Raw genomic sequence first — 16250 nt, 5'->3', positions numbered from 1 at the left:
GGCGAAGTGTATGAGTTTTTTACAAATACGTAACGTTTCTCACTGCTTTTTTGCAAAAGAGAATGCCAAACTTATTCTTGAAGATATGAGCTTACAAGTGGAAGAAGGCGAATTTATTTCTATACTCGGCCCAAGTGGTTGCGGTAAAACAACGCTCCTCTCAATCATTGCTGGGTTACTTGATCCAATTGATGGTATTGTCTTTTTAGATGGTGAACCAATTACAACGAAAACATCATCTATGGGATATATGTTGCAGCAAGATTACTTATTCCCGTGGAAAACGATTGAAGAAAATATTATGCTTGGACTTCATATTCGAAGAATTTATGATGAACAAATGAAAGAACATACTTTAAACCTTTTAAAGCAAGTCGGTCTACATGGGGTAGAAGGACAATATCCTCGTGAACTATCCGGCGGTATGCGTCAACGTGCTGCTCTCGTTCGAACGTTAGCAACTGATCCGAAAATTTTATTACTAGATGAACCATTCTCCGCACTCGATTATCAAACGAAATTAAAACTAGAAGAACTCGTTTTCAACTTACTAAATAAATATAAGAAAACATCACTACTTGTTACTCACGATATTGAAGAGGCGATTGCGATGAGTGATCGTATTTATTTACTTCAAGCGAATCCTGGAAAAATCGCGAAAACCTTTATCGTCCCGGAAAGTATCCGTTCTTTATCACCGTTAGAAGCACGCCATCACTACGATTTCCCAGCCCTCTTTCAAGATATATGGAAGGAGCTGGAACGACTTGGATAATATAAAACAACTACATGAACAATTTCGAAAGAAAGAACGCAGGCGTGCTTGGATTGCTCGCTCACTACAGCTTTTACTACTTATTCTTTTCTTTGCACTATGGGAAATAGCTAGCAAAAAAGAATGGATCGATCCTTTACTCTTTAGTTCTCCTTCGAGTATTTGGGATCTCTTCTTAACGAAATGGATCGACGGTTCACTTTGGGTCCACATATGGACGACATTGCTGGAAACAGGAGTAGGTTTCATTCTCGGAACGGTACTCGGTGCTATTATTGCCACGTTTCTTTGGTGGATGCCACTTCTAGCCCGCGTACTTGATCCTTACCTCGTCGTCCTAAATGCAATGCCAAAAGTTGCACTCGGTCCAATCATCATCGTTATTTTCGGTCCAAACATTTCATCTTCTATCGCAATGGGAGTAATCATTTCCATCATCATTACCATTCTCGTTATTTACAGTGCATTTCAAGAAGTCGATTCTAACTATATAAAAGTGATGGATACATTTGGCGCAAATAAATGGCAATGTTATAAGCAAGTCGTTCTCCCTGCATCCTTTCCAGCAATTATCTCAACGTTAAAAGTAAATGTTGGTTTATCCTGGGTCGGTGTTATTTTCGGAGAACTTCTCGTTTCCAAACAAGGACTTGGCTACTTAATTAGCTACGGATTCCAAGTCTTTAACTTCACACTCGTCTTACTTAGCGTACTACTCACATGTGTTCTTGCAACTCTTATGTATGTATTTGTTGAGGCATTTGAAAAAATTCTAATTGGAAAAAGAAAAAGAAGCTGACTCAAAACAGTGCGCTATAGTCAGCTTCTTTCTTTTACCTTTTATCACACATTTTCGTTTCATTTGTAATGTTTCCATCCGCAACCGTAACTGTATGGAAACAGTCTTTCACACGTACTGTAACGACATTATCTTTTCGATCTATCACATGATAATCATTAAACTTTTCATTCAAAGCACTACGAATTTGCTCCCCTTCAAAAATCGGAAAACCGTGAGACATTACCCAAATGAGACCAGCAACAGCAAGAATCGTTTTCATACGTTTCATTACCTCCTCGAGAGTAAACTTATAGTCCCTACAACACGCGCATTATAATTGTGTCTAAATTGTGACATTTTTATACTAATTCTCTTTTGTGCCTCCAGTTCCTTCTTCTTTTTGATAAAAATACAGAATTTTCAATTTTATCAACATAAAAAAACGCAAAGAATTAAAAATTCTTCACGCTTTTCTTTAACGAAACTATATCGAAAGCATAACTCACATTAGTCTCCACTTTGTTGTTCTATCGTTTTTGAAACATCATATAATCCCGACAGCACTTCCGCTCTCATTTTTACAAGCTCAGGGAACTGATAGAAGAAAGCAATTTTCTTATATTTTAACTCTGTTCCTTCTTTCACCTTTTTTGAATCTTGTAAAATGAACGCTGTAAATGTATCTGCGATATCTTCCGTTACATTTGTTGTTCCATATAGCGATACAAAATCATCATGCTTTTCTTTATAAAATTCAATTTGTGCCTCTTCACTTTCTTCTACTTTCTTTTCTGTCCACTCTTGCTCAATTGGTTTCCAAAATTCATTATAAAATTGGTTAATATACGAAGTTTTTCTCGCACATCCATTTTTCAAGAACACCGTTTTACATTTATTTCGATATGATGAAATGTCTTTCTCTTCATCAAACGCCTCTAAATACTTTCTATCCACTGGTACTTGTTTATGTCCAATCGTTAATACGTGAGCCGTTTCATGAATTAATGTTTTCATCACTTCATCTATATTCACCCCAGAATCCAGCACGTCTAAACTAAGCACCCAATCTCTCGGGTCATCTATACTTGGCATGACATGGGCAACAACGCCATCATAACCATCCGTTATTAGACCAAATCCTGTTATATTCTCACGATATTTCACTGGGACGAGAGTGCGATACATGTCCCATAAGGTTTCATGATACTCTCTATCTTGTCGCTGACTTAACAAATCATCTTTTGCTACTTCGTCATCTGCAAAAACTTTATTCAATCTCTTACGATCCAATTTCTCAAAATAAGGATCTACAATTTCATCATCATCGATATAATAAGAAGCTAAAAAGAAGTAATTGTCATCCTCTTCTTTTTTCTGTTCCGCCTCTTTCATATTCATACTTTCATACTCTTCTATGTCATAATCCTCTACTTTTTCAAGTTCTGAAAGTCCCTCTATCTTTTTATATACTTTTTGTAATGTTTTATCTCCTATTTGCGTGCACTCTTCTTCTGTTTTACAAATTTCTTTTTCTTTTGTAACCTCGATAGCACTATCGCATCCTGCAACTAAACCGCTTGCTATAATACAACACACTAACTTGCCATACAGTTTCTTCATACAATCCCCCATTATTCCATTCTACAAAATATCATAATCATTTTTTTGCGAATATGCGATAATTAATTATAAAAACTGCAAGGAGGCTTCCCATGATTCGTGCAATCCTATTCGACTTAGATGGAACACTATTAGATCGGCGCCAATCTTTAGAACAATTTATTTGTGAGCAATATAATCGCTTCGCCTCACATTTGAAGAGCATAGAGAAATCAGAGTATTGTTCTCGATTTCTTGAACTCGATAATAATGGCTATACGTGGAAGGATAAAGTATATGCTACTCTCCTTTCCGAATACAACATTACTACTTTAACGCAAGAGCAACTACTACACGACTATATTACAAACTTCCAACATCATTGTATTCCTTTCAAAAACACGCATGAACTACTTCAACAGTTAAAACAGCGAAACATTAAAATTGGTATTATCACAAATGGTTTTACTGAATTTCAGATGAGCAACCTTCGAGCACTACATATACATACGTATACAAACACCATTCTCGTTTCAGAAGCTGAAGGAATAAAAAAACCTCACCCTGAAATTTTCGAACGTGCTTTGCAAAGACTAGATGTTAAGGCAGAAGAATGTCTTTATGTTGGAGATCATCCAGAAAACGATGTGCTTGGTTATGAACAAGTAGGGATTCTTGGTGTTTGGAAAAAAGATTCGTTTTGGGGTGATTTTAAGCATTCACGTATCGTAGATGATTTGTTGGAGGTGCTTTCGTTTTTAGAGGTGGAGGTATCAACACAATAATAACAAATAAATTATATCAGCGATTTTCACAATATATCAATTCACCAACCAAAAGTAACAATAATAAGAGGAGGCGTTTTTCAAAAACGCCTCCTCTTATTATTCATACACTGTAAACTGTGGTTTACTCGGATGATCTTTTACTAGCGCATCATCTGGAAACTTTGAAACTTTTTGATATACGGCAATGTCGCCGATACACCCTGCTGTTAGTAGAATTCCTAAAAATGAGAGTGGCTCCAGATTCATAGCTAATCCCAATACAATTGGCAAAATTCCAGTTGGTAAAAACGGAAGCATTAACACTTTCTTCATTTGCTTTACTGTAACCGCCTGTTTAGAATGAGCATATGCAACACCTAATTTCCAATTAACGCCCCATTTTAGTTCACTCCACGGAACACCTCCGATATAGCGAAAGCCAATTAAATGTATCGCTTCATGAATACAAACGAGAACAATCATTGCGATAATAAAAAGAAACATCGTTAATAATGTAACTTCGACTTGAACCCCACCTGAAAGAAATATATGCAAATAACCAATTCCAAACGACAAAGCAATTATTATAAAAAATAAAGAAAAGTTTAATTTAACCATCGAAACAGTAACAGTCGTTTCTTTTCTTTTATCCATCTTCCCCCTCCTAAAATGTAAATATATCTTTACAAAATTGTATAATATACCCAAAATAATGTAAAGATATATTTACATTTATTCTTACATACAAAAAAAGAAACCGGCTACTTTACTTCGTAAAACAGCCGATTTCTTCTATATGTTTCATCGTACGCGCTAATACGTCATCGCGCATTATAAAGCTAAATTTTCTATTCGTTTTAATGTTGTCAGGAATGTCTTTTAATAAAACAGACCCTTTCGTTTCTTCGTAATGCGTATGTTCTTCTACCGCACTAATTGTTGCAAAATAAATGTTTTTAATGATTATTTTGTCTTTTCCAGATACTTTGTATTGTCCTAAGTAAGTTAAATCAGAAACTATGCCGCCGGTTTCTTCATGAACCTCTCGAACTGCCGCTTCTTCCGGTGTTTCCCCTAGTTCTACTTTACCACCCGGAAATTCAAGACCGCGACGTAAATGATGCGTTAATAACCATTGATCCCCGTACCGGCATACAACCCAAACATGCTTTGGCTCAGGAGAAAATGGATAACGTTCAAACGATAATTGTACAGTGTTGTGGTAATAATCTTTAAATTTGTACATGCCATTACTCCCCTATTGATGGTTACAAGTTTTTCCTACCACAAATTGTAGCATATTCTCGCTTTTCTGCATAATATTATCCAATTACAATCCATTAATTATTCCCATTTGCGCGACTAATTCTTTCGTCTCATGATTTCCTAAATCGTAAATCATTTTATATGCTTTTTGTAGTTGTTCATCATATCGGTCATTATTTGAATCGTGATGATACTCAACAAATGGAACGTGGGAGCGTACAAATGAACCTAAATCTTCTACATATGCTTGATCGAAGTGCTCTCTTAATTCCGTAATTTCCTCATTATTTGCGGAAATCTCAAAATTATACGTATCCGCCGTCTTCACTTGTGAAATTTGACCGTTTCCTATTGATATATAATATGTTTTTTTCGTCTCCATGTAACACCCTTCTTTCATCCTTTTAATTTCTATTGTTTTCATCAATTACAAAATTATGTAAAATAAAGAAAAGGAGGGATTTTATGTTCAAAATATTAATTATCGGTATTATCATCGTCCTAATCATCCTCGTACTCTCCATCATGACAATTAATAAAGGCTATGCTTATAAACATTCCGTCGATAAACTAGAAGACAATCCTTATACAAAAAAGAATAAGGAGAATTCCTAATATACTTCGCATCATAGTAGCACTCACTGTGATCGTTATGTCGGCAATTGGATTATATACAGGTCAAAATAATTTTTTACCTCTTTCACAATTTCTATTAGGGGCTTTAATGTTTCTCATCGCATTTGAACAAATAAAGAAAAAGGAGGTACATGCATGCTAAAAGGAGTACGGATTACTTTATCACTTATTGCTTTATCTATAGCAATCTATGGATTTTTTACTAGTAATAGAGAAATAATGCCGTATATGTTTATCTCTTTAGGAGTTATGGCCCTCACCATAAGTTTAGAGGAAATATTAAAGAGGCAAACAGGAGGTAGTGTGCTCGCTCTACTAGCAGGAGCCGCTGCTTTATTTATTGGTTTCACAGAAATATTCCGATAAATGGTCTAAAGGAGGCTATACAATGCTAACTCTAACTATATTACGGAGTTTTTTAGCATTTCTCATGCTTCTCTTACTCATTCTAAGCACTTATATCGATGTTACCGATAATTTTTCACTTCTTCCATACTTACAATTTATTCTCAGTTGTTCCTTTATTCTTCTAGGAATTAATGAATTAAAATCCGGACGAAAATCAATGAGTATCCCGTATTTTTTCGTTTCTGGTCTTATATTCTTCTTCTTAATATCGAACTACTTTCACTACATGTAGAATGAAATTTTGACCAATTTAGCATTTATAATTATTTTCTCTCAGTAACTATGTCTTTCTACTAAGGGGGATTCCATGTTAAAAAACATTCGAATTATAATCGCCACTATCGCTCTTTCTCTCGCCCTATTTAGCTTCTTTGCAAACTTCACTATTCTTTTACCTTACGTGTTTATCCTTTTAAGTATTATGTTTATCCTTTTTGGAATTGATGAAATGAAGAAACAGGAAAAAGCAAAAGCATTTGTTTATTTTCTCGGTTCTGCCTTTGTTTTATATGTTGGAGTATCTAATATATTTTCATAAAAAAGAAGAGTATGGTCGCTCTTAGCACAATAAAAAAACTGCCCTTTCACAGGCAGTTTTCCTTTTTATCCAAACACTTTCTCAAGTTCATCTTTATCTTGGCTTAACCAGAAGTTCATTAAGCGTTGTGCTCCTTCTAAATCGTGAAGCTTCGCTTGACCACATTGTGTTTCATTTGCAGCTGGAATTTCTGTAATTTGAACCGCATCTTTTAATGTTAGTTCTAATAAATCAATAATTTCTCGTACTGTCGGTGTTCCGCTTACTACAAGATAATATCCTGTTTGGCAGCCCATCGGTGAAATATCGATAATATCAAAGTGCGGATAACGATCAATATATTTACGTAAATTAAATGCTAATAAATGTTCTAACGTATGAATAACATCTGGTTTCATTGCTTGTTTATTCGGTTGGCAGAAACGAATATCAAATTTATTTACAATACCGTCACTACCTACATTGTGAACTCCGCAATGTCTTACATAAGGTGCCTTTACAATCGTATGATCTAATTCAAAGCTTTCTACTGATGGCATACAACATCTCTCCCGCTTTTAATTTAATTCCGTTATATCCAATATGATATAACGGAAATGCACATTAGTAAAGTATTATGTACAGTCGTGCTATAATACTTTAAGAATATGCTGAAAAGGAGACCGTTATGAAACAGATTTTTATTGGGATTATACGCTTTTATCAAAAATTCATTTCTCCGATGACACCACCAACATGCCGTTTTTATCCGACTTGTTCTCATTACGGATTAGAGGCGTTTCAAAAACATGGTGCATTCAAAGGCTTTTGGCTTACTTGTAAGCGTATATTAAAATGTCACCCTTTCCACCCGGGAGGATTTGATCCTGTCCCAGATAAAAAGGATGACAAAGTAAATTCTTAATTGTCGTAACCATTTACAACTAAATCTAATTTTCCTGTATCAGGATCTATAACAAGACCGTGAACAGGTACTTCTTCCGGAAGTAATGGGTGGTTGCGAAGTACTGATACGCTATGTTCTACACTTTCTTCCACACTAGAGAAACCGCGCAAGAATTGTTCTAAATCGATTCCAGAATAACGAAGCATATCTAATTTCTCTTCTGTTATACCGCGTTCTTTCATTTTCTCAATCGTACTGCTTGCTTGAATTTTTGCCATACCACAATCATGGTGACCAACTACACAAACTTCATCAGCGCCAAGTTCGTATACAGCGACTAAAATACTACGCATAATACTTCCAAATGGATGTGAAATAACAGCGCCTGCTACTTTAATAATTTTCACATCACCGTTACGCATATTCATCGCTTTCGGTAATAGTTCAACAAGTCTTGTATCCATACAAGAAATAATTACCATCTTTTTGTTTGGAAATTTCCCCGCTACAAACTCTTCATATTTTTTCTCTTCAACAAATTTCTCATTGTACTGCAAAATCTCTTCTAATGACTTCATAGTAAGGAACCCTCTTTTCTCTCATTTACACTACATAAATAGTGTACCAAAATATGAAAAACTCAAAAAGGATATCGTTTTATAGTAAAAATAAGATATTTTCAGATAATCGACATAATTCTTTCAAAATATACACACAGCTTTGTAACAAGTTTCACATACTTTAAACGTATTTTCACTATAAACTGATTGTAGATAATGTAAAAAAGGAGTGAATATTCATTATGTCCGACGTTCTGTTACTGAGTCGTTTTCAATTTGCAATTACTATTTTTTATCACTTTTTATTTGTACCTTTGACAATCGGACTTGTCATTTTAGTAGCATGTATGGAAACTCAATACGCCCGCACATTGAATCCAACATACCGCAAAATGGCAAATTTCTGGGGTAAATTATTTACAATTAACTTCGTAATGGGGATTATAACCGGGATTACGATGGAATTCCAATTTGGAACAAACTGGTCTGAGTACTCCAAATATATGGGAGACATTTTCGGATCACCTCTCGCAATCGAAGCACTTGTTGCCTTCTTCTTAGAATCTACTTTCATGGGAATATGGTTATTCGGTAAAGACAAAATTTCACCAAAGTTCCGTGCCTTCTGCATGTGGATGGTTGCACTTGGAACAAACATTTCTGCCCTTTGGATTATTACAGCAAACGGCTTTATGCAAAACCCTGTTGGCTACGTAGTACGTAACGGCCGCGCTGAATTAAATGATTTCTGGGCACTCGTTACGAATCCATACGCTTGGAATATGTTCTTCCATACTGTAGTTGGTTGTTATATTGTTGGTGCTTTCTTCGTTATGGCAATTAGTGCCTATCACTTATTACGTAAAAATGAAGTTGAATTCTTCAAAAAATCATTTAAGTTCGGCTTAATGTTAGGCTTATTCGCCGCAACAATTACACCGTTTATGGGACATCAATCTGGTGTATCAGCGGCTAAATATCAACCCGCAAAAGGAGCTGCGATGGAAGCAGTTTGGGAAACCGGAAAAGGACAAGGCTTCTCAATTGTTCAAATTCCTGATGTGAAAAACGAGAAGAATTTTGAATTCCTTACGATTCCAAAACTCGGAAGCTTCTTCTATACAAACTCATTTGATGGCGAAATTGTTGGTTTAAAAGATATTCCGAAAGATGAACGTCCAAATGTTAACCTCGTGTATTATAGCTTCCGATTAATGGTTGCACTCGGTATGTTCTTTATGGCATTAACTTGGTATGGCTTCTATTTAAACCGAAAAGGAAAACTAGAAAACTCAAAACGTTATTTAAAAATTACAATATGGTCTGTCTTACTTCCTTATATCGCGATTAACGCAGGATGGATCGTCGCTGAAGTAGGTCGCCAGCCATGGACAGTATATAAACTAATGCGTACAGCAGAATCTGTATCACCTATATCCGTTCCGCAAATTTGGTTCTCATTAATTAGTTTAATTTTATTCTACACTTTACTTTTAATCGCAGACGTATACTTAATGCTGAAGTTCGCTAAAAAAGGACCTGCCGCATTAGAAGAACCTGCTACTGAGGGAGGTGTGGCTCATGTCTCATGATATGCTTGCAATCATCTGGTTCGGTTTATGGGGCGTGATTTGGACAGTTTACTTCATTCTTGATGGGTATGCACTTGGTAACGGAATGATTTTCCCTTTCGTTACGAAAGATCGACAAGAACGAAATCAATTACAAGAAGCAATTGGCCCGTTCTGGGGCGGTAATGAAGTATGGTTAATTACAGCTGGTGGCGCAACATTTGCTGCCTTCCCAGTCACGTATGCTAATATGTTTAGTTATTTATATACACCGTTATTCTTAGTATTACTTGCACTATTTGCTCGTGCCGCTGGACTGGAATTCATGCATAAAGATGATTCACCAATTTGGCAAAAAACTTGTAAATGGGCATTTGCAATTGGCAGTTTCCTAATCGCCTTCTTATTCGGTGTTACATTCGCTAACTTGTATTACGGACTACAAATCGGAAAAAATGGCTATGAAGGAAATTTACTTAGCTTACTAAACCATTACGGTATATTAGGTGGTCTTTTCTTCACTGCTATATTTGTCGTATCCGGTGCCCTTTGGGTCATGATTAAAACGACTGGTGAAGTATCTGATCGTGCTTATAAAATCGCAAGACCATTTTCAATGGCAGCTGCTATCATTTTAGCTATTTTCTATGTAGCAACTGCTAATAGAACAAACTTATTCCAAAACTTTACAGAATATCCGGTACTATTCATTCTTCCAGTACTTGCAATGCTAATGAGTGTACTCGCACTAATTATGGTGTACAAACATAAAATTGGCCTTGCGTTCACATTCGTTTGCCTAACAATCGCAATGTTTATGACAACTGGCTTTGCAGGTATGTTCCCAAGAATGTTACCTTCTCGTATTAACGATGCATACAGTACAACGTTATACAACGCAGCTGGTAGTCAATTAAACTTAAAAATTATGTTCTTCGTTGCAATGGTCATGGTACCAATCGTTATTGGATATCAGCTTTGGAGCTACAGTCTTTTTAAAAATAAAATTCATAAAGACTCTGCTAAAGGGTATCACTAAGTTAAAAAAAGACACTTCGTTTGAAGTGTCTTTTTTTTACGTATGATTTTCGATAAGATGTTATATTTCTAATCTAACAACTATACTACAGAAGAATCATTAACAGCTCACAGCTAGATTGTAGCACAGGACAAGTTCATCATTTTATGCAATTTTACATACTGTACTATAAAGTAAACTGTATCCCCTGATCATTCGCATCATTATCCCATACATCAGCTGTACTAATCCCGCTAAACGTTTGTACTTTCATTCCTGTATTTGATGATCCCGATCCATTATAAGCCTTCGTCTTTTCAATCGGCTGTACGTTATATTTGTCACCTACATTAATTGTTCCATTGCAGTTTTCAATAATAACACCTTCCACAACTGCCGGCATTTTGTCACCCACTTTCATTTCTTTACTTTTATTTTATGAAAATCGCCTAGAAAAATAGCATGTTTCAATAAGAAAAAGCACTCAATTTGAGTGCTTTTTCTTTAAGCATAAAGACAAGTTTGGAGACAGTTGACTTCTTCAAAATTTTATTAGGGGTAATATTTTGAAAAAGAAAGCCTTTCATATGTAGGTTAACACCACTGGAATATATAGTAAATTGATAATATTTATACGGAAGATTGCTAATGTTTAGTATAGATAGTTTACACTATGCTAACAGTGAAAACTATCTATACTAACAAAAAAAGATGCCTTCAAAAAAGACACCTTTCAAAAACAGACACTATAAAACAGAATTATTTATTGTTATACGATTGTTAGATACAAAAAGTAGAGGGAAATGTTTGTATTAAATTCTGCTTTATAAAGTCTGTCTACAACTTATATTGTAATCCTCTTCATTTGAAAAAAAATATAATATGCACAATTGCATACAAAAAGAAAAAGCACTCTACTGAGTGCCTTTTCAACCATTTTACTTTTAATATATCGCTTTGAATATATTGTAACATATGTATCCATATATTTTATTGAGAAAATTCAAAATCCTTTTTCTTTCATTTTCACTTATAAAATCATGTAATATAAAAGGTATGTCAAATTCTTATACAAGTTGAGGTGTACTATATTTATGCTGTATTTTGGAATTATTCCTCTTATATTGTTTATTATTTTTCTTATCTCATATTTAAAAGATCCGCGGAAAATAATAAACGGCTTTTTATTTAATTCCTTTGTCTGTTTTTTCCTTCTTTTTTGTGTGATTATATCTGTGAATTCAAGTAGTGATGTCCTACGCTATATTATAATTTTACCTATTTTAGCACTTCTTATTATGCTTCCTTTCGGTATTGTTGCTTTAATGTTTGGGCTATTTCTTAATGCTAGAATTTTAATGAAGCGAGAAGGAAGACGGTTCACTAACTGTTTAACACTCCTTGCTGCTTTAGGGATGTTATTCTTTATGTTACTCCCTATCATAAATCCAGCAAGTTTGGTCTCATCGCATTTAGAGCCTATTTTCGCAGCTATTTCTCTTATAAGCTTCTATTTCTTTATACACTTATCTAACTTCTTAAGCGCTTATTTTTTATACCAATTTAACAGACCAAGACGTAATCAAGATTTCATTATCGTTCTTGGTAGTGGCTTAATTAATGATAAAGTACCACCCTTACTTGCAAGCCGCATTAATAAAGCTATCGACTTCTATTGGAAACAAGCAGCTGTAAATACACCACCGACAATTATTTTCTCTGGTGGTCAAGGTCCAGATGAAGGTCTTCCAGAAGCAGAGGCAATGCAAAATTATGCTGTTGAAAAAGGAATTCCTCTTGAACATACAGTCCAGGAAAATCGCTCTGTAAACACATATCAAAATATGTTGTTCTCTAAAGAAATTATGGATTCTTTAAAACCTGAAGGTAAATATAAAAGTATTTTTACAACAAATAATTTCCACCTTTTCCGCGCTGGTATATACGCTAGACAAGCTGGTCTTAATAGCCAAGGAATCGGGTCAAAAACTGCATTTTATTACTGGCCTAACGCAATGATTCGTGAATATGTTGCGATTGTCGTAATGGGACGTAAGCGTCATATGAAAATATGTGGAACTATTTTAGGTTTCGCTTTATTCATATCAGTACTTAGTTTTATATTTTCTTAATAGCATCCCATCCTTTGAAAGGATGGGATTTCTTATACTGATTTCAAAAATATTTTAAACATAATATGGTGATAATATTCCCTGCATACATCCATTAAAGGAGAATTTTTTCAAATTAAATGTTAAAATGGAATTTAGGTGTGAATGACGTAACAAATAAGAAACTAGTTTGAAACGAGGAAATTATATGGAGAAAATTATCAAAAACAAGCCCAATAAGCTAAAAATTGCTTCAAAAGCTTTGATGATTATTATTGGGGCATTTATCACAGCGTACGGATTAGAAGCGGTATTAATTCCAAATAACGTATCAGACGGTGGTGTGACTGGTTTAAGTATCGTTAGTTCAAGATTATTTGGATTACCATTAGGAGCTCTAATCGCAGTTATTAACATTCCTTTCGTTTGGTTAGGATATAAGCAAATCGGTAAAAGCTTTGCGATTTATTCCATTATCGGGATTGCTTCATTAGCAATAGGTACCGTTGTCATGCACGGAATACCAGCTATTATTGAAGGCGATACATTATTAGTTACAGTTGTTGGTGGTATTATCATCGGTTTTGGTATGGGACTAGCATTACGTAACGGTGGGGCATTAGATGGAATCGATATGCTTGCTGTATTACTTTCTCGTAAGTTACCATTTGGAACGAGTGACCTTATTTTATTCTTAAACATGTTCGTATTTATTTTCGTATCAACGGTATTCGGCCTGCAAGGAGCTATCCTTTCGGCAATTGCTTACTTTATCGCTTCGAAAGTGATTCATATCGTTGAAGTTGGTTTAAGTGGTTCAAAAGCATTTAAAATTATTACAAAAGAGCCTGAATTAATGGTAGAAACAATTCGCGATCGTTTAGGCCGAAGTGCAACATATAACGAAGTATACGGTGGTTATTCAAGAGAGAAGTTTAAAGAAATTTCATGTGTAATTAACCGTTTAGAAGAAAGTAAAATGAAAGAACTTATTAATGAAATCGATCCACATGCCTTTATTACAGTTTATGACGTAGCAGAAGTAAAAGGCGGTAACTTTAAGAAACGTGATATTCATTAATCGTTATGAAAAAGAGGGTGTGCCAAAATTTTGGCACACCCTCTTTTTATTATTAAGTTGCTATCGTTGTCAGTTTTTTTCAGTAAGTAGATATATTTTCACTCGCCCCACCGACTCCCACGTTTAATCCACGCTACATACTTTTGAAAAGCCGTCACTTCATGTTGAAAACGCAGCGGGATATACAACAATAAAGTGCATGTACACAATATCCATAGAATACCTACTACAAAATGAAATTTCATTGTCGTGCTAATAAACAAGCTGAGGAATAATACAAGGAACATAATTACACTAAATCTTTTATACGTAGTCATACTATCCCCTCCTTATACTTCAATTGTACCAGTTATAAGGAATTAATTCCCACAAAAAGACCAAAAAGCAAATTCCACTTTTCGGTCTCTACACTATCTTCTCTTCGTAATTTTTCCTGAACCACCGACCCTCGTTTTCGGAGGAGATGTATTCCTTGGCGGCGTTTTAATAGATGATTTTGGCTTCACATCTGATCCGCTTGAACCGCCTGGTGTTTTTGTAATTTTACCCTTGCTTCCAGTAGAAGGTGGGGGCGTCGTATTACTTCCTTTTTCAGTAATACTTCCCTTATCACCTACTGATGGTTTCGAATCTACATTATCGCCTCGCTTAATGATAGACCCTTTCCCTTCCTTCGTAATTGGAGGTGGGGTTTTCTTTTCTTCTTTCGTAGGTGGTCTCTCTGGAATAACTGGTTTATGATTTTGTCTGTCATTATATCCTCGATAATCACCGTACGATGATTTTCGTGAACCGAATATATCGTTTAATATGCTACCCATAATATATCCTTGCAAGAAGGACGGTTGGTAATTTTGACGGACAAATTCTTTATTACTTATTTCAATTAACGTATCAGATGGTTTCTCTTTATCCTTTTGCAGGTTATAAATCTTATCAGAATAAACGAGGAACATTTGATTTTCGTCTTCTTTAGATGCTTGCTTCGGTTCTCTTTCGTTAATGAGTTCCTTCGCTACTTCAGGAACTGACCGATTGGCGGCCCTATACACGTAAGATTCTTGTTTACCTTCCTTGGCAACAGATTCAAGTGGATAACGGTCTTGAATCGACTTTGTCTGCCCGCCTTGACAACCTGATAAGGCATAACCAGCAACAACAAGTAATATAACGATAGCAAGTATAGGGATCACAAACGATTTAATCATGGTAAACAATCGGTTTGACATGATTACGCCCCCTTACGTTGCTCTTATAATTTGTACATCAGCAGGAATGATTGCTTCTCCCTCATACATCATTGTGCGACCATTTTGCCATTCAATACGCAATAATTTTCGATTATCTGATTGGAATTCCCATATATACTGTTCTTCTGAAGCTGAGAATGGAGTTTTTCCCATCACAACAACACGTCCGTTATATTGTTCTTCCATATGATACTCGGTATCATCCATTTCAATTGTCGTCGGAATTTCATCAATTGAATCTAAGCGACCATCAATTGGAGTATATAATTTGTAATACGTATTTTCTCGATCTTCAATTTTTAAATAACGAATATCTTTTCCATCTTGCAATGTCAAAACAATTTCCTTGCGCGAATGCATACTCGTTTTCCCAATTAATTCATACATAACTAATGAAACTTCAATCATATCGCCAGGAGCTAACGTTAAAAGACTCTTTTCCGGCTTCAGTGGCTCTGGGCTTTTCATTATATTTTTTATCCGTTTAAATAAACTCATAATCTACCCCTCCTTTTCTCTTTATAAACACGCACCTAAAATTAGTGCACCAACAATATGTAATGATCCAGCTAACATCGCATGTGCAACGCTACCTTCTTTCGTACCTTCTTCTAAATCAAGACCAGACATTTTCTTTAATACGAATTCGATAAACATTTCTACCACTAATAAAATAACGAAAGAAACTGCTGATGCAAGAAGTGCTTGCCATAAATCATTTGCTTTCGTTATCGATTGAGATAAAATGTACCCTTGTGCAAATAATTTCATAATAAAACGAGTTGTTACAGCTGTATTTCCATTTTTGATTTCTTTTAAATCATTGTATTTTGTAAAAATTGAATCAACCCACATAATTGCAAATAAAAGTACTGCACTCGCTCCAGTCCATACAAGCATGGCAACTACATTCATCCATGTCATTGCAAAACCTCCTCTAAAATATAATAGAAAACCGACATGAATATATTTAGACATGTCGGTTCATTTGTCTTTATTCTAT

The 16250-nt window shown here is 35.1% G+C and carries 23 protein-coding genes; 11 read left to right on the top strand and 12 right to left on the bottom strand.

The features are described from left to right. Window positions 1-10 precede the first annotated feature (10 nt). Both HMAS_RS00585 and HMAS_RS00580 read left to right on the top strand, forming a co-directional pair. A complete protein-coding gene (locus HMAS_RS00585; RefSeq protein WP_000009035.1) occupies window positions 11-775 on the top strand; it encodes an ABC transporter ATP-binding protein in 765 nt (254 codons plus the stop codon). Next, window positions 768-1574, top strand: coding sequence for an ABC transporter permease (locus HMAS_RS00580; RefSeq protein ID WP_000368771.1), 807 nt, complete (start codon window positions 768-770; stop codon window positions 1572-1574). Before HMAS_RS00585 ends, HMAS_RS00580 begins: the two co-directional genes overlap by 8 nt. 34 nt (window positions 1575-1608) lie before the next feature. Here the strand turns inward: HMAS_RS00580 and HMAS_RS00575 are convergent, their stop codons facing one another. Then, window positions 1609-1836, bottom strand: a complete 228-nt coding sequence (locus tag HMAS_RS00575) for a hypothetical protein (RefSeq protein WP_000849112.1) — start codon at window positions 1834-1836, stop codon at window positions 1609-1611. Window positions 1837-2063: 227 nt separating this feature from the next. After that, the gene (locus tag HMAS_RS00570) at window positions 2064-3176 is read right to left on the bottom strand and encodes a hypothetical protein (protein WP_000737819.1); all 1113 of its coding nucleotides are present in this window, start codon (window positions 3174-3176) and stop codon (window positions 2064-2066) included. A gap of 92 nt (window positions 3177-3268) precedes the next feature. Here HMAS_RS00570 and HMAS_RS00565 point away from each other — a divergent pair, with 92 nt between their 5' ends. Further along, a complete protein-coding gene (locus HMAS_RS00565; protein ID WP_116344663.1) occupies window positions 3269-3940 on the top strand; it encodes an HAD family hydrolase in 672 nt (223 codons plus the stop codon). Between the two features lie 99 nt (window positions 3941-4039). Here HMAS_RS00565 and HMAS_RS00560 read toward each other — a convergent pair whose 3' ends face one another. The 3 genes from HMAS_RS00560 to HMAS_RS00550 form a co-directional block, all read right to left on the bottom strand. After that, on the bottom strand, window positions 4040-4576 hold the full coding sequence (locus tag HMAS_RS00560; RefSeq protein ID WP_000361288.1) for a DUF3267 domain-containing protein: 537 nt from the start codon (window positions 4574-4576) through the stop codon (window positions 4040-4042). A 112-nt stretch (window positions 4577-4688) separates the two neighbouring features. Continuing rightward, window positions 4689-5168: an antimutator 8-oxo-(dGTP/GTP)ase gene (mutTA, locus tag HMAS_RS00555; RefSeq protein ID WP_000276385.1), complete on the bottom strand. Its 480-nt coding sequence runs from the start codon at window positions 5166-5168 to the stop codon at window positions 4689-4691. Between the two features lie 84 nt (window positions 5169-5252). Beyond that, the gene (locus HMAS_RS00550; RefSeq protein ID WP_116344662.1) at window positions 5253-5570 is read right to left on the bottom strand and encodes a hydrolase; all 318 of its coding nucleotides are present in this window, start codon (window positions 5568-5570) and stop codon (window positions 5253-5255) included. Window positions 5571-5653: 83 nt separating this feature from the next. Here HMAS_RS00550 and ytzI point away from each other — a divergent pair, with 83 nt between their 5' ends. The 3 genes from ytzI to HMAS_RS00530 all read left to right on the top strand — a co-directional run bounded on the left by ytzI (window position 5654) and on the right by HMAS_RS00530 (window position 6770). Further along, complete coding sequence (gene ytzI / locus HMAS_RS00545) at window positions 5654-5803, top strand: YtzI protein (RefSeq protein WP_000472791.1); 150 nt, start codon at window positions 5654-5656, stop codon at window positions 5801-5803. 156 nt (window positions 5804-5959) lie between these two features. After that, window positions 5960-6190 carry a DUF3953 domain-containing protein gene (locus tag HMAS_RS00540; protein WP_000912059.1) on the top strand — a complete coding sequence of 77 codons (231 nt, stop codon included), beginning with the start codon at window positions 5960-5962 and terminating at the stop codon, window positions 6188-6190. A gap of 349 nt (window positions 6191-6539) precedes the next feature. Then, window positions 6540-6770: a YczI family protein gene (locus HMAS_RS00530; RefSeq protein WP_000916678.1), complete on the top strand. Its 231-nt coding sequence runs from the start codon at window positions 6540-6542 to the stop codon at window positions 6768-6770. A gap of 65 nt (window positions 6771-6835) precedes the next feature. On the opposite strand, the gene luxS is transcribed toward HMAS_RS00530, so the two are convergent. After that, the gene (gene luxS / locus HMAS_RS00525; RefSeq protein ID WP_001141371.1) at window positions 6836-7309 is read right to left on the bottom strand and encodes an S-ribosylhomocysteine lyase LuxS; all 474 of its coding nucleotides are present in this window, start codon (window positions 7307-7309) and stop codon (window positions 6836-6838) included. Window positions 7310-7437: 128 nt separating this feature from the next. On the opposite strand from luxS, the gene yidD reads away from it, so the two are divergent. Then, window positions 7438-7674 (top strand): membrane protein insertion efficiency factor YidD, encoded by a 237-nt coding sequence (yidD, locus tag HMAS_RS00520; protein ID WP_000809330.1) that lies wholly within the window; start codon window positions 7438-7440, stop codon window positions 7672-7674. Here yidD and HMAS_RS00515 read toward each other — a convergent pair. Next, window positions 7671-8234: a beta-class carbonic anhydrase gene (locus HMAS_RS00515; protein WP_000838159.1), complete on the bottom strand. Its 564-nt coding sequence runs from the start codon at window positions 8232-8234 to the stop codon at window positions 7671-7673. The two genes, yidD and HMAS_RS00515, sit on opposite strands and share 4 nt — an antisense overlap. A gap of 224 nt (window positions 8235-8458) precedes the next feature. Here HMAS_RS00515 and cydA point away from each other — a divergent pair, with 224 nt between their 5' ends. Both cydA and cydB read left to right on the top strand, forming a co-directional pair. Next, entirely contained in the window at window positions 8459-9808 is a 1350-nt protein-coding gene (cydA, locus tag HMAS_RS00510) for a cytochrome ubiquinol oxidase subunit I (protein WP_001286188.1), read from the top strand. Further along, the gene (gene cydB, locus HMAS_RS00505) at window positions 9798-10826 is read left to right on the top strand and encodes a cytochrome d ubiquinol oxidase subunit II (protein WP_006925605.1); all 1029 of its coding nucleotides are present in this window, start codon (window positions 9798-9800) and stop codon (window positions 10824-10826) included. Before cydA ends, cydB begins: the two co-directional genes overlap by 11 nt. 166 nt (window positions 10827-10992) lie before the next feature. Here cydB and HMAS_RS00500 read toward each other — a convergent pair whose 3' ends face one another. Then, complete coding sequence (locus tag HMAS_RS00500) at window positions 10993-11226, bottom strand: spore germination protein (protein ID WP_002001299.1); 234 nt, start codon at window positions 11224-11226, stop codon at window positions 10993-10995. A gap of 673 nt (window positions 11227-11899) precedes the next feature. On the opposite strand from HMAS_RS00500, the gene HMAS_RS00495 reads away from it, so the two are divergent. After that, window positions 11900-12937: a YdcF family protein gene (locus HMAS_RS00495; RefSeq protein WP_000965218.1), complete on the top strand. Its 1038-nt coding sequence runs from the start codon at window positions 11900-11902 to the stop codon at window positions 12935-12937. A 187-nt stretch (window positions 12938-13124) separates the two neighbouring features. Further along, the gene (locus tag HMAS_RS00490) at window positions 13125-13997 is read left to right on the top strand and encodes a YitT family protein (RefSeq protein WP_000411240.1); all 873 of its coding nucleotides are present in this window, start codon (window positions 13125-13127) and stop codon (window positions 13995-13997) included. Between the two features lie 98 nt (window positions 13998-14095). On the opposite strand, the gene HMAS_RS00485 is transcribed toward HMAS_RS00490, so the two are convergent. The 4 genes from HMAS_RS00485 to HMAS_RS00470 all read right to left on the bottom strand — a co-directional run bounded on the left by HMAS_RS00485 (window position 14096) and on the right by HMAS_RS00470 (window position 16171). Next, window positions 14096-14314, bottom strand: coding sequence for a hypothetical protein (locus tag HMAS_RS00485; RefSeq protein WP_016123492.1), 219 nt, complete (start codon window positions 14312-14314; stop codon window positions 14096-14098). 93 nt (window positions 14315-14407) lie between these two features. Next, window positions 14408-15226, bottom strand: coding sequence for a DUF4247 domain-containing protein (locus HMAS_RS00480; protein ID WP_000071190.1), 819 nt, complete (start codon window positions 15224-15226; stop codon window positions 14408-14410). Between the two features lie 12 nt (window positions 15227-15238). After that, complete coding sequence (locus tag HMAS_RS00475; protein ID WP_000051739.1) at window positions 15239-15745, bottom strand: DUF4178 domain-containing protein; 507 nt, start codon at window positions 15743-15745, stop codon at window positions 15239-15241. A 21-nt stretch (window positions 15746-15766) separates the two neighbouring features. Then, window positions 15767-16171: a DUF350 domain-containing protein gene (locus HMAS_RS00470; protein ID WP_000220087.1), complete on the bottom strand. Its 405-nt coding sequence runs from the start codon at window positions 16169-16171 to the stop codon at window positions 15767-15769. Window positions 16172-16250 lie beyond the last annotated feature (79 nt).

The organism is Bacillus sp. HMA207, from assembly GCF_003402455.1.
In the GTDB taxonomy this organism is placed as follows: Bacteria; Bacillota; Bacilli; order Bacillales; family Bacillaceae_G; genus Bacillus_A; species Bacillus_A cereus.
Note: the sequence above shows the minus strand (reverse complement) of the source record. Positions and strands in the feature narration are given on the sequence as shown.

What these genes read in the sequence shown, in the direction of transcription:
- HMAS_RS00585 (WP_000009035.1), top strand. Translation starts at nt 11, where the DNA reads ATGAGTTTTTTACAAATACGTAACGTTTCTCACTGCTTTTTTGCAAAA.
- HMAS_RS00575 (WP_000849112.1), bottom strand. Translation starts at nt 1,836, where the DNA reads ATGAAAACGATTCTTGCTGTTGCTGGTCTCATTTGGGTAATGTCTCAC.
- HMAS_RS00570 (WP_000737819.1), bottom strand. Translation starts at nt 3,176, where the DNA reads ATGAAGAAACTGTATGGCAAGTTAGTGTGTTGTATTATAGCAAGCGGT.
- HMAS_RS00565 (WP_116344663.1), top strand. Translation starts at nt 3,269, where the DNA reads ATGATTCGTGCAATCCTATTCGACTTAGATGGAACACTATTAGATCGG.
- HMAS_RS00560 (WP_000361288.1), bottom strand. Translation starts at nt 4,576, where the DNA reads ATGGATAAAAGAAAAGAAACGACTGTTACTGTTTCGATGGTTAAATTA.
- mutTA (WP_000276385.1), bottom strand. Translation starts at nt 5,168, where the DNA reads ATGTACAAATTTAAAGATTATTACCACAACACTGTACAATTATCGTTT.
- HMAS_RS00550 (WP_116344662.1), bottom strand. Translation starts at nt 5,570, where the DNA reads ATGGAGACGAAAAAAACATATTATATATCAATAGGAAACGGTCAAATT.
- ytzI (WP_000472791.1), top strand. Translation starts at nt 5,654, where the DNA reads ATGTTCAAAATATTAATTATCGGTATTATCATCGTCCTAATCATCCTC.
- HMAS_RS00540 (WP_000912059.1), top strand. Translation starts at nt 5,960, where the DNA reads ATGCTAAAAGGAGTACGGATTACTTTATCACTTATTGCTTTATCTATA.
- HMAS_RS00530 (WP_000916678.1), top strand. Translation starts at nt 6,540, where the DNA reads ATGTTAAAAAACATTCGAATTATAATCGCCACTATCGCTCTTTCTCTC.
- luxS (WP_001141371.1), bottom strand. Translation starts at nt 7,309, where the DNA reads ATGCCATCAGTAGAAAGCTTTGAATTAGATCATACGATTGTAAAGGCA.
- yidD (WP_000809330.1), top strand. Translation starts at nt 7,438, where the DNA reads ATGAAACAGATTTTTATTGGGATTATACGCTTTTATCAAAAATTCATT.
- HMAS_RS00515 (WP_000838159.1), bottom strand. Translation starts at nt 8,234, where the DNA reads ATGAAGTCATTAGAAGAGATTTTGCAGTACAATGAGAAATTTGTTGAA.
- cydA (WP_001286188.1), top strand. Translation starts at nt 8,459, where the DNA reads ATGTCCGACGTTCTGTTACTGAGTCGTTTTCAATTTGCAATTACTATT.
- cydB (WP_006925605.1), top strand. Translation starts at nt 9,798, where the DNA reads ATGTCTCATGATATGCTTGCAATCATCTGGTTCGGTTTATGGGGCGTG.
- HMAS_RS00500 (WP_002001299.1), bottom strand. Translation starts at nt 11,226, where the DNA reads ATGAAAGTGGGTGACAAAATGCCGGCAGTTGTGGAAGGTGTTATTATT.
- HMAS_RS00495 (WP_000965218.1), top strand. Translation starts at nt 11,900, where the DNA reads ATGCTGTATTTTGGAATTATTCCTCTTATATTGTTTATTATTTTTCTT.
- HMAS_RS00490 (WP_000411240.1), top strand. Translation starts at nt 13,125, where the DNA reads ATGGAGAAAATTATCAAAAACAAGCCCAATAAGCTAAAAATTGCTTCA.
- HMAS_RS00485 (WP_016123492.1), bottom strand. Translation starts at nt 14,314, where the DNA reads ATGACTACGTATAAAAGATTTAGTGTAATTATGTTCCTTGTATTATTC.
- HMAS_RS00480 (WP_000071190.1), bottom strand. Translation starts at nt 15,226, where the DNA reads ATGTCAAACCGATTGTTTACCATGATTAAATCGTTTGTGATCCCTATA.
- HMAS_RS00475 (WP_000051739.1), bottom strand. Translation starts at nt 15,745, where the DNA reads ATGAGTTTATTTAAACGGATAAAAAATATAATGAAAAGCCCAGAGCCA.
- HMAS_RS00470 (WP_000220087.1), bottom strand. Translation starts at nt 16,171, where the DNA reads ATGACATGGATGAATGTAGTTGCCATGCTTGTATGGACTGGAGCGAGT.